Source organism: Flavobacterium sp. W22_SRS_FP1 (assembly GCF_052113685.1).
GTDB lineage: Bacteria > Bacteroidota > Bacteroidia > Flavobacteriales > Flavobacteriaceae > Flavobacterium.
This window is the reverse complement of record NZ_JBGQOE010000005.1, coordinates 113,138-124,977: the sequence shown is the minus strand read 5'-3', so window position 1 is coordinate 124,977 and position 11,840 is coordinate 113,138. Positions and strand designations below refer to the sequence as shown.

Annotated in this window: 13 protein-coding genes; all 13 read right to left on the bottom strand. The window is 35.6% G+C overall.

The window, feature by feature from the left end; all coding sequences use genetic code 11:
- Positions 1-123: 123 nt before the first annotated feature.
- The 13 genes from ACEN2H_RS04865 to ACEN2H_RS04805 all read right to left on the bottom strand — a co-directional run bounded on the left by ACEN2H_RS04865 (position 124) and on the right by ACEN2H_RS04805 (position 11,834).
- On the bottom strand, positions 124-351 hold the full coding sequence (locus tag ACEN2H_RS04865; RefSeq protein ID WP_441730946.1) for a hypothetical protein: 228 nt from the start codon (positions 349-351) through the stop codon (positions 124-126).
- 236 nt (positions 352-587) lie between these two features.
- Entirely contained in the window at positions 588-1,349 is a 762-nt protein-coding gene (gene trpA / locus ACEN2H_RS04860) for a tryptophan synthase subunit alpha (RefSeq protein ID WP_441730945.1), read from the bottom strand.
- A gap of 56 nt (positions 1,350-1,405) precedes the next feature.
- Positions 1,406-1,726 (bottom strand): gamma-glutamylcyclotransferase family protein, encoded by a 321-nt coding sequence (locus ACEN2H_RS04855; protein ID WP_441730943.1) that lies wholly within the window; start codon positions 1,724-1,726, stop codon positions 1,406-1,408.
- Positions 1,727-1,873: 147 nt separating this feature from the next.
- The gene (gene trpB / locus ACEN2H_RS04850; RefSeq protein WP_441730941.1) at positions 1,874-3,055 is read right to left on the bottom strand and encodes a tryptophan synthase subunit beta; all 1,182 of its coding nucleotides are present in this window, start codon (positions 3,053-3,055) and stop codon (positions 1,874-1,876) included.
- 15 nt (positions 3,056-3,070) lie between these two features.
- Positions 3,071-3,700, bottom strand: coding sequence for a phosphoribosylanthranilate isomerase (locus ACEN2H_RS04845; protein ID WP_441730939.1), 630 nt, complete (start codon positions 3,698-3,700; stop codon positions 3,071-3,073).
- Between the two features lie 64 nt (positions 3,701-3,764).
- Positions 3,765-4,553 carry an indole-3-glycerol phosphate synthase TrpC gene (gene trpC, locus ACEN2H_RS04840; protein WP_441730937.1) on the bottom strand — a complete coding sequence of 263 codons (789 nt, stop codon included), beginning with the start codon at positions 4,551-4,553 and terminating at the stop codon, positions 3,765-3,767.
- Positions 4,554-4,639: 86 nt separating this feature from the next.
- Positions 4,640-5,632: an anthranilate phosphoribosyltransferase gene (trpD, locus tag ACEN2H_RS04835; RefSeq protein ID WP_441730935.1), complete on the bottom strand. Its 993-nt coding sequence runs from the start codon at positions 5,630-5,632 to the stop codon at positions 4,640-4,642.
- Between the two features lie 56 nt (positions 5,633-5,688).
- Positions 5,689-6,255, bottom strand: a complete 567-nt coding sequence (locus ACEN2H_RS04830; protein WP_441730933.1) for an anthranilate synthase component II — start codon at positions 6,253-6,255, stop codon at positions 5,689-5,691.
- Positions 6,256-6,349: 94 nt separating this feature from the next.
- On the bottom strand, positions 6,350-7,750 hold the full coding sequence (locus ACEN2H_RS04825) for an anthranilate synthase component I family protein (protein WP_441730931.1): 1,401 nt from the start codon (positions 7,748-7,750) through the stop codon (positions 6,350-6,352).
- Between the two features lie 335 nt (positions 7,751-8,085).
- Positions 8,086-8,652: a YceI family protein gene (locus ACEN2H_RS04820; RefSeq protein WP_441730929.1), complete on the bottom strand. Its 567-nt coding sequence runs from the start codon at positions 8,650-8,652 to the stop codon at positions 8,086-8,088.
- Between the two features lie 26 nt (positions 8,653-8,678).
- Entirely contained in the window at positions 8,679-9,311 is a 633-nt protein-coding gene (locus tag ACEN2H_RS04815) for an NAD(P)H-dependent oxidoreductase (protein WP_441730928.1), read from the bottom strand.
- 4 nt (positions 9,312-9,315) lie between these two features.
- Positions 9,316-9,780, bottom strand: a complete 465-nt coding sequence (locus ACEN2H_RS04810) for a MarR family winged helix-turn-helix transcriptional regulator (protein ID WP_441730926.1) — start codon at positions 9,778-9,780, stop codon at positions 9,316-9,318.
- A 350-nt stretch (positions 9,781-10,130) separates the two neighbouring features.
- Entirely contained in the window at positions 10,131-11,834 is a 1,704-nt protein-coding gene (locus ACEN2H_RS04805) for an ice-binding family protein (protein ID WP_441730924.1), read from the bottom strand.
- Positions 11,835-11,840: the final 6 nt, after the last annotated feature.

The window sequence follows — 11,840 nt, the reverse complement described above, 5'->3', positions numbered from 1 at the left end:
ATTTGCTTTTCGTTTTTTATCAAATAATATACAGCTGAGTCGACAAATTGACTTTTTTGCTAACCGTGACTAGGTCTCCCAAATAATTCATTTAAACTAATCTTTTTTAATGTTAATATTTACTCACTCTACAGTGGTTATTTCCTTCTTTAAAATAGGTTTCAGGAAAATCCAAATAGGGACGGTAAATAATCCAAATAGTAAAATATTAAATTTTGACTCAGTTGTAATACTATGGGCTATAAATGCGCCGAAAAGAATTCCAAAGCAGAAAGCGCCAAAACAAACTGTTTCAATTCCTTTTTTAGAAAAAGTTAACTTTCCTAGTGACAATGGCTTAATAAATTTCATTTTTAAGTTTTTTACTTTTATGGTTCTAGTTTTTTATTACTGTAAAAGGAACTTGATTTTATTAAGTCTACGGACCCGTATGTGTTTGAAATTGCGCACTTAAGATCTTTTTTTATTGATGCTAATTTATAAAATAAAACCTTACAAATAATTTAAATTTTTTTAAAAAACTGACACAAAAAACGGCGTCTAAATAATTTAAACGCCGTTTGCTTTTTATAGAGAAATTGTATTTATTATCGAATTGCTTTCACGAATTCGGCAATTTTTCCGGTACCACTCTCTGTCAAATACTGGATAAAAGCACTTCCTATTATGGCTCCTTTTGCAAACTGTGTCGCTTGGTTAAACGTTTCCTTGTTGTTGATTCCAAAACCGATCACTTGGGGGTTATTGAGATTCATATCGGAAATACGCTTGAAATACGCTTCTTGGTCGCTGCCAAATCCAGATTGTGAACCAGTAACACTAGCCGAGCTCACCATATAGATAAAGCCGTTAGAAACACTGTCTATAAAGCGGATACGCTCGTCAGCTGTTTGTGGTGTAATAAGTAATACATTTATCAGACCGTACTTTTCGAAGGTTTCTTTGTATTCCTCAGCATAAACATCAACGGGAAGGTCTGGAATAATTAATCCGTCAATACCAATCTCTGCACATTTCTTGCAGAAGTTCTCTATTCCGTATTGCAACATCGGGTTGAAATAGCCCATTACAATCAAGGGAATGGATACTGTGTTCCGAATGTCTTTTAGTTGGTCAAACAAAACTTGTGTCGTCATGCCATTATGCAAAGCTTGTGTCGAACTAGCTTGAATAGTTGGACCATCTGCCAATGGATCGCTGAAAGGCAATCCTATTTCGATCATGTCGACTCCATTTTTCTCTAAATCCTCGATGATTTGTACCGTGTCATTTAAATTGGGATAACCAGCAGAAAAATAGATAGAAAGTATCTTCTTGCCTTCTTGTAGTTTTTGATTTATTCTGTTCATTAGGGTGTTTTTTGTCAGATGTTTAATCTGATTTTGACATTTATATTTTTGCGGACTTATGTTATGGCTGTAAAAGCCCAGACAGTTTCTTTTGATTGCAATTGGACTTCAATCCGCTTATAATGCATTCCCTCGTACTGGTCTGCTAGCTGTAATTCTCGAAAGCTTGTTTCGTAGACCATACCGCTAATTGTGTCCTCTTGATTTTGGGTAGCAGTAATAATTGGATAGGTCTCTATTCCGTATTCTTCTTCAATTTTGATTTGTTTTACCACATACCCTACCAAAGTTTCTGGAACTCCTTGCAGTAGTCTTCCAAAAACTGTTTCTTGAATATCGTCTTCTTTTAAGTTACCGTAAGCAAATAATTTTTCCATATTTTGTATTTTGAAAGTTATTTTAAAATCCGATTATCTTGTTATTGTATGCGTTAGGGATGGAAGCGGTATCCTTTTTTTGTGGTTTTTTCAGCCACAAAAAAGATATAGCGTACAGCCCGCCCGCTTTTCAGCGGGAACGCCCTTTTACAATTTGAAGTAGTCAATATAGGTATTTAAATCTTTGTCTCCACGTCCGGAAAGATTGATCACTACAATGTCTTCTGGTTTGAATTTCATTTCGTCCAGAACGGCGAAAGCATGAGCTGTTTCTATAGCGGGAATTAGGCCTTCCATTTGCGAAAGTTTTAATCCCCAGTCCATTGCTTGCTCATCAGTGATGGAGATGAATTGCGCTCTTCCAGTCTTGAAAAGATTAGCATGCATAGGGCCAACACCTGGATAATCTAAGCCTGCTGAAATAGAATATGGTTCGGTTATTTGACCATCTGTAGTTTGCATCAATAGGGTTTTACTTCCATGAATTACCCCTACTTTTCCCAAGGCTGAAGTTGCTGCACTTTCGCCAGAATCAACTCCTAAACCTGCCGCTTCGACTGCTATAATTTTTACATCTTCATTGTCAAGAAAATGATAATAAGTTCCTGCAGCATTACTTCCGCCACCTACGCAAGCAATTACATAATCTGGATTTTCACGCCCTTCCTTTTCTAATAATTGTTCTTTGATTTCTTTAGAAATAACAGATTGAAAGCGAGCAACCATATCAGGATAAGGATGAGGCCCTACGACAGACCCAATTATATAGTAAGTGTCCACGGGATTGTTGATCCAGTCACGAATAGCTTCGTTTGTAGCGTCTTTTAAGGTTTTAGAACCTGAAAGGGCAGGACGAATTTCCGCTCCTAACATTTTCATACGGGCCACGTTTGGCGCTTGGCGCTTGATGTCGACTTCGCCCATATAAACAATACATTCTAATCCCATCAAGGCACAAACGGTCGCTGTTGCTACACCATGCTGTCCGGCACCCGTTTCGGCAATAATACGGGTTTTACCTAATCGTTTTGCCAGTAGGATTTGTCCAATGGTGTTGTTTACTTTGTGCGCTCCTGTATGACACAAATCTTCTCTTTTCAGATAGACTTTAGTGTTGTACTTTTCAGATAAGCGTGTCGCAAAATAGAGTGGGGTAGGACGTCCTACATAATCCTTTAAAAGAGCATCAAATTCTGCTTGAAACTCTGGTTCAGCTGTTATTTTGAGATAATTTTGGCGTAATTCCTCTACGTTAGGGTATAACATTTCGGGGATGTAAGCGCCTCCAAATTCGCCATAATAGCCTTTTTCATTTACGTTGTATGACATGATTTTTTTTTTTACTTAATTAGATTTTGAGATATATTGCCGTATACCTCCACATAATTGTATGCTTTTTAATCCTGGTTCTATTTCAAATTTACTGTTTACATCAATGGCATAAATGGGTAAATTAGTTTTTAGAATTTCATTTACTGCTGGCATTTCCTCTAGTCCTATTCCGCCACTTAGGAAAAAGGGTTTAGTAGAGGGGTACTTTTCTAAAACGGTCCAATCGAACGTGCTTCCGTTTCCTCCAGGTAATTTTCCTTTGGTGTCAAAAAGAAAATAATCGCAAAGGGGTTCGAAATCTTTTAAAAGTTCAAAATCAAAACTGTCAATTACTGAAAAGACTTTAACAATTTCGATCTCTTTTGGCAATCTCTTTTTTAATTCTTCACAAAACACAACTGATTCTTTTCCGTGTAATTGTACTGCTTGCAAATCGTGTAGCTGCACTTTATCGGCAACAATCTCGATGCTTTCGTTTACAAAGACACCAACTTTACGAATCGATTTAGGCAATTTAGGAATAACACCATTAAAATATCGAGCTGATTTTTCCCAAAATATGAAGCCCAAATAATCTGGTAGGAGGGCCGCTACTTCGATTATATTATCGGGATATTTCATGCCGCAGATTTTTAATTTCATGTTTTTAAGGTTTTATCTTGCGCTACCCAACGGAAGCACCAAGCTTGCAATACTTTTTTTATAATTAATTATGTGTTAACTGCTCAATAAATTCCGTTGCCGCTTTGCCGGCATTATCAGTTTTCATAAAGTTTTCTCCTATAAGGAAACCTTGGTATCCGTATGGTTTTAATTGGGTTATCGCTTCTATTGAACTAATGCCACTCTCGGAAATTTTCACAAAGTCGTCTGGTATTTGACTCGCTAGTTGCTTGCTAAAATCTAAACTAACTTCGAATGTTTTTAGGTTTCTGTTGTTGACACCAATCATATCTAATGTGGGCATAATTGATTTTTCCAACTCCTCTGCACTATGTACTTCTAATAAAACTTCTAGTCCTAAATTTTTAGCAAATTCAGAAAGTAATTTAATTTCTGCACGGGTTAAAACCGACGCAATAAGTAAAATCAAGTCAGCACCGTATGCTTTGGCTTCTAGGATTTGGTATTCATCAACAATAAACTCTTTTCTCAATAGCGGAATGTTTACTGAGGCTCTAGCCAATAGTAAATCGTCAAGAGAACCACCAAAATATTTCCCATCTGTCAAAACCGAGATGCCACAAGCTCCGGCACTTTCGTATCCTTGCACTACTTCTTCAACGGTAAAACTGTGGTTGATTACAGATTTTGAAGGAGATCGGCGTTTGTGTTCAGCAATAATTCCAGAAGTGCTATTCTTTAAATTTTGGCTTAATGAAATGCTTTCTTTTCCGAAAAAAATAGAAGCTTCCAATTGGGATACAGGAATGATGGATTTCTTGAGAATGACTTCTCGTTTCTTGTCAACTATTATTTTATCTAAAATATTCATAATGTTATTGTTTCAGGTTTCAAGTTTTCAGTTTTAAAACGTTCCAAAAACTTGAAACATAAAACAAAGAAAACATGAAACGATATTTATTTGCTCAATTCTTGCAACGTTTTCAATGCACTGTGTCCTTTTCCGGAAAAAAGACTTTCTTTGGCTATTTCAAATCCTTCCAGAGGGGAACATTTGGTAACGGTTGCGATAGCCATTCCTGCATTGGCACAAACCACGTTGTTTTGGGCTTCGGTTCCTTTTCCAGAAATGATATCGGTAAACATTTGTGCAGACTCATCGATGGTTTTTCCACCTTCGATTTCTCTTTGTGACAATAGACGAACACTAAAACTTTCATTAGACAACATTCCCTCCATAGTACTCGTGATGATCTTGGTGGGACTGGTCAACGACACTTCATCGTAACCATCTAGGGAATGTAAAATTGTAAAATTCACATCAGTATTTTGGTACAAATAAGCATACATTCTAGCGAGTTCTAAATTAAAAACACCCACCAATTGATTTTTAGGGAACGATGGGTTTACCATAGGACCCAACATATTGAAGAAGGTTTTTACAGCTAAATCTTTTCGGATAGGTCCAACGTTTTTCATGGCTGGATGAAACAAAGGTGCATGTAAAACACAAATCCCAGCCTTGTCGATACTTCTTTCTAAGAAATCATTGTCATTGCTGAATTTGATTCCTAGTTTTTCCATCACATTGCTTGAACCAGAAATAGAAGAAACGCCATAATTTCCGTGTTTCGCTACTTTTATTCCTGCTCCAGCCGCTACAAAAGAAGCAAGGGTTGATATGTTGAAAGTATCTTTTCCGTCGCCACCAGTTCCACATAAATCGATTGTGTTGTATGCGGATAGGTCGACACGAATGCACAATTCCAATAGCGCTTCTCTAAAACCGGAAAGTTCTTCGATACTAATGCTTCGCATCATGTATACGGTCAGAAATGCTGAAATCTGGCTTGTGTTATAGCTACCGTTTGAAATATTAACCAACACATTTTTCGCCTCCTCTTTCGAAAGCATTTCATGATTGATCAGTCTATTTAATATGTTTTTCATTTATCTTTTTTTGTTTAAAGTTTCAGGTTAAAGTTTCAATTTCTGCAAACTGAAACCTAACTATTTACCCAATTCTCTAATATTCTCTTTCCGTTTGGCGTTAACACACTTTCAGGATGAAACTGTACTCCACGAACATCAAATGTTTTGTGTCTTAAGGACATTACTTGACCGTTTTCGTCAAAAGAGGTGGCTTCCAGAACATCTGGTAAAGGGGCGTCTACTATCCATGAATGATAACGGCCTACTTCGAATTCATGTCCTAATCCTTCAAAAAGTAATTCATCATCAACAGCTGTTTTTATTATTGTAGCTACACCATGATATACTTTATCTAAGTTAGAAAGAGTTCCTCCAAAAACCTCACCTATAGCCTGTTGTCCTAGGCACACACCAAGAATACTTTTGGTAGGTGCATATTTTCGAATTACCTCTTTCAATAAACCAGCTTCTTCAGGTATTCCTGGCCCTGGAGAAAGTACTATTTTATCGAAAATTGCTATTTCTTCAATATCAAATTCATCATTTCTATATACGGTTACTTCGCAATTTAAATCTTCTAGATAGTGTACCAGATTGTAAGTAAAACTATCGTAATTGTCTATGACTAGTATTTTTTTCATTATTTTATTGAAAAATTGAAAGATTTAAAGATTGAAAAATTGTAGATTTTTAGTAATCTTTAAATACTTAATTTATTAAATATTTTAATTATTTTTATATCGTTTCCGCCAAATCTAAAGCCGTATTTAATGCTCTCAATTTGTTATATACCTCCTGCATTTCATTTTCTTCATCTGAACTAGCTACTATTCCGGCACCCGCTTGTGAATGTAATTGGTGATTTTTGCTCAAGAAAGTTCGGATCATAATAGCATGGTTAAAGTTCCCTTCAAAATCCATGAAACCAATAGCGCCACCATAAAAATTACGGTTTGTTTTTTCGTACTCTTCAATGAGTTGCATCGCTCTATGTTTAGGAGCGCCACTTAGGGTTCCAGCAGGAAACGTATCTGCAACCACTTGCATGGTTGTTGCCTTTTCATGTAAATATGCTGACACCTTTGAAACTAAGTGAATTACATGTGAGAAAAATTGAACTTCCCTGTATTTATCGACTTTTACGTCATGCCCGTTGCGACTCAAGTCATTTCGAGCTAAATCTACTAACATAACATGTTCACTATTTTCCTTTTTGTCTTCGGATAGTTGTTTTGCAAGTACAGCATCTTTTTCATCATCACCGGTTCGTTTGAAAGTACCTGCTATGGGATGAATTTCTGCTTTTCGATCTTTTACGATAATTTGAGCTTCAGGTGAAGAACCAAATATTTTGAAATCACCATAATCAAAAAAGAATAAATATGGTGAAGGGTTTATGCTACGTAGGGCTCTATAAACATTAAACTCATCGCCTTTGAAACCTTGTGTAAAACGTCTGGATAATACCAATTGGAAAACATCGCCACGGAAGCAGTGTTTTTTAGCCAAAGCTACGTTGTGCTTGAATTCGGCATCGGTGAGATTAGAGAATCCTTCTCCTTCTTTCGAGAATTTATAAGAAGCTATATTTCTGGATTGCAACAGTTGCTCAATCTCTGAGATATTGTTTTTTCCTTCTAGACTGTGACAGAAAATGTATGCTTCATTTTTAAAATGGTTTATCGCAATAATATTTTGGTAAACGGCATAATAAACATCAGGTATTGAAATACTATTGTCTTTTTTGGCAACGGTCACTTTTTCAAAATAACGAACGGCGTCGTAAGAAATGTAACCAAATAAACCGTTATTTATAAATTTGAAATCGTTTTTTTCTGATTTGAATTGATGTGAAAAGTCTTGAATCACTTCAGGAACATTAGTGTCTGCGTCGATTGTAATTTTCTCTGAAGTACCGTCAGGATAGGATTTAAAGATAGTTTCGTTTTCTATTTTTATAGATGCAATGGGATTGCAACAGATATATGAAAAACTATTGTCACTTCCATGGTAATCACTACTCTCCAAAAGTAAACTGTTCGGGAATTTATCGCGTATTTTGAAATAGACACTGACAGGTGTCATAGTGTCGGCGAGTATTTGTTTGTATTTCGTATTTAGTGTAAATAGTTTCAACTTGAATAAATTTTAGGGTTTTTGATAGTATGAAAAACAAAAATTGTTAACATAAAAAAAAGGCTCGTCGTGATGACAAGCCTTTTATATTTATAGTTTATTATACCATAGGAGCTTAGTTCACGACAACTGACGTAAATTATTCCACCACCAAGTATTTTTTTTTATCATTTTCATGCGACAAATATATAAATGTTATTTGATTATTCAAACACATTAAACAAAAAAAAAACAGCTGTTTTTTGGTCTTTTTTGTTACATTATTTAATTGTGTTTATTTACTCATCTCACAAACAACTGTTAGATGAATAAATAAACATAATACTATAAAAGTATTAGAATTTTAAAGCTACTGCTAAATCGAAGTCATCAGAGATTGCTTTGTCTCCCAAGTTGTCAAAGAAGCTTCCTGAACCGTATTTGATGTCATATTTAGTTCTGTCTACTTTGAATTTTGTAGATGCGGTGTTACCGTTTACGGCCATATCAAATGTAACAGGATGTGTTTGTCCTTTGATTGTTAAATCAGCAGTTACAGCATACATGTTTGTTGTTTTGGCTGCAATAGTTTTGAATACTAATGTAGATGTTGGAAATTTTTCAGTTCCAAAGAAATCTGCTGAATTCAAGTGTCCGTTTAATTTTCCTTGGTATTCTCCTGATAAATCAGTAGAAGTCAATGATGTCATATCAACGGTGAAAGTTCCTCCTGTTAATTTTTTTCCTGCAAATACTAGTGCACCATCTTTGATGTTGACAGTTCCTTCGTGTTGTCCAGTCACTTTTTTACCAACCCAGTTAAGAGTACTTGCTGAAGCATCTATTTTCTTAGTTTGTGCTGTTACCGATACAGTAGATATAACTACTACTAATGCTAATGCAATTGCTTTGAAATTTCTCATTTGTTTAATTTTATTTGTGTTAATAATTATAGTGTGATAAATAAATCCTCGTTTGATTTTCTAACTTTTTTGAGGTGCTGTGTAGCATCCTCTTCATGACGGTATCCTACCGGTGCAACTAGGACCGAATTAAGGTTTAATTTATCCAAACCTAAAATTTCATTGAATTTTGCTGGAATAAAACCCTCCATCGGTGTGGAATCAATATTTAACTCAGCTGCTGCGTTTAATAAATTTCCCAAAGCCAAATAGGTCTGTTTTGCGGTCCAAGTACTTTTAATGTCTTCTGACATTGGGTTAATTGCTCCTTTCATGTAATCTCCATAGCCAGATAAAGCTTCAATGGGAAGGTTTCTGATCTCACTAGTATTTTTCAAGTAAGCATCGATTTCTGTGTTTCCAACATTCGTTTGACTAGCGAAAACAAATAAATGGGAAGCATCTGTAACTTGCGTTTGCCCATAAGCTGCAGGTAACAATTGTGCCCTAAGTTCTGCGCTTTCAACGATTATTACTTTATAAAGTTGTAATCCATAAGACGACGTGCTTAAACGAACGGCTTCTTTAAGAAAGTCTAAATCTGATGCTGATATTTTTTTTGTTGCATCAAATTTTTTAGTAGCGTAACGCCAATTTTGTTTATCTAAAAAGGTATTCATGTTTTTATTGGATTTGTTGGTTTCTGTATTTTTCTAATAATGTGTTTAATTGTTCTAATTCTTCGGCATTTAAATTGCTGCAGAAATAATTCTCATGTTCGATAACTTTAGGGTCTAATTCAGTTAAAGCTTGTAATCCTTTGTGAGTTATTGTCACTTCAATTTTTCTTCTATTTTCTGTACAGACATTCCTTGTGACTAATTCCTTTAATAATAGTTTGTCAACTAAACGAGTAGTATTACTGGTTTTTGCAACCATACGTTCTTGTATCATATTCATGTTAGCAGGATTGCCTTTTTGCCCTCTTAATATTCGTAACACATTATATTGTTCTCCTGATAAATCATACGGTTTTAAAACTATATTAAATTTCTCATTGATTATATTTTGCGTATGCAAAACATTCAAAACGACTTTTGTTGCCAGCTTTAATGATACACTACTTCTTATTTCATCTTCAATTTTCATAATAGTCTTCTATTATTTGTTGGTACAAATGTAACATTTTTTTTATTTGTATATACAAATAATAGTTATTATTTTGTTAAAATTTATTTATTTCAAGATTTAGGTTAGTGTTTAGAAAAGTTAAATAGATCCAGCTTAAAAAGCAATTTTTCTGGGATCTAATTAAAGTCTTACTTTACGAAAAAAATAAAAGATAAGGAACTCTTTTAGGCTAGAAAGTTCCAAAAATGGAAATAGCATACTGCAATCGACAAATCATTATACACAAAGTACAGCTCTGTTATTTTTAAAATTAGTGAGTGTATTTTTATTTAGTTGGATTCGATATTTAATTTAGGTAGCATGTTAGTTTATTGAATCTTAATTACAGTTAAAATTCTATTAGTTGTGGATAAAGTTCCAGCATCAATATTCCATCTTACATCAATGTTTTCTCCTTGAGCAACTGTAGCGATGGCTTGTAAGGTTATATCTGCCGTATTCACATGCGTTGTTCTTACCCTGCTAGAATTAGGAATTAGCACTCCATTTTGGTAGAGGCTAAAACTAGCATTACCATCAATCTCCTTGATTACAATAGTATCGCCTTGTTCGGGGTAGATCGTTCCATTTACCGTAGAAGTCTCTAATGCAGTTATATTTCCTAAACCGGTTGCAATATCTCCATTATAAGTTGAAATACCGGTATTCCCTATTCCTCCTGCAGCGGTAAGCGCAACAAAAGAACGCACCGTTCTGAAATTAATAAAAGAGGGGCCTGACGGAACCGTAATCGTTCCTGGCCCAAAAGCAATTGCTCCTGCGGTTGTTAACATTCTTCCTTCTAAGATGCAATCAGCCCCTACAGCTACAGCAAAATCATGAGAAAGTAGAGTCCCGTCAACTTTGCAGCCTGCTCCTATTCCAATAGCTCCATTCGCCAACCAATAGATATTACTTGCTGAGGCTCCGTTCACTAAATGAACTTTAATCCCTGCAGTGGTATTAAATGCACCTCCTGCTTTAAAGACAAAATAGGCATCTGGATTATTTTCTGCGTCTAAAGTAAGATCTGTAGTAATGCTTATCGCTCCTCCCCAAGAATATACCCCTGGAGTATAGGTCGAGCCACCAATATCGCCGGCAGCTACCACATGAGTCTTTACAGGTAGATTATTGATTTCATTATAGATCGTATTCAAATCTTCAATTGCTTGGCCTGTATTTACAACATTTGACGAATTAGCAGGAGATATACTGTATTGACCATTAAAAAAGACCAAATAAGTCCCAGCTTCTGGTGATTTGCTCATTCCTGATATTATTACGTCAGAACTTGAAGAAGTCGAAATAGTTGCTCCTGCATCAATTGATCCATAGGTGTTCGCATGAGATTGATTAGCTAAAACAAAAGCAGTAGTAGCAATTTGATCAGTATTTGTTGCTAGCGCTGCCGTTGGTGCCGTTGGAACTCCTGATAAACTGGGAGATTCTGATAAAACAACATTTAGAGTTCCAGTAGTTGCAATTTCCTCTATGGATCCTGTTCCTGGGCCAGTTCTACCTAAGATAGTGTTAGGATTAACATTCTGAATTTTGGAATAAGTTACATTTGAATCTAAGATTTTATCTGTCGTTACGGTATTATTAACGATGGTGCTTAACCCATTGTTATCTAGTGTTATATCGCCACTAAAAGATACGGAAGTTGCCTTTCCTTCAGCATTTCCAAGTAATACATGACTTGGTGCCAGTTGTAAATCGAGATCAGTAGTCAAAAGACCTCTCCAGGCATTTGAAGTGTAAATCTGTATTGCTGAGGTAGATGCGGTGGAGCAATCTAGACACCACAGCATTAAGCCTTCGGGTGGATTACTAATAACATCTCTTTGCGCTTTAGTCATACGGGGAAGTAAAAGTCCTTTGGTTGTACTTTCCATTTCTAAAACAGCCTTATCATTTATAGAATTTGAATTATCCCCGAATTTCTGCATGATTTGCGCCGAAGCGCCGCTGGTGCAAAACCAAAGTAAAGAGAGAGAGAGCAATGTCTTATAAAATGAAAAAGTACGCATAATTGT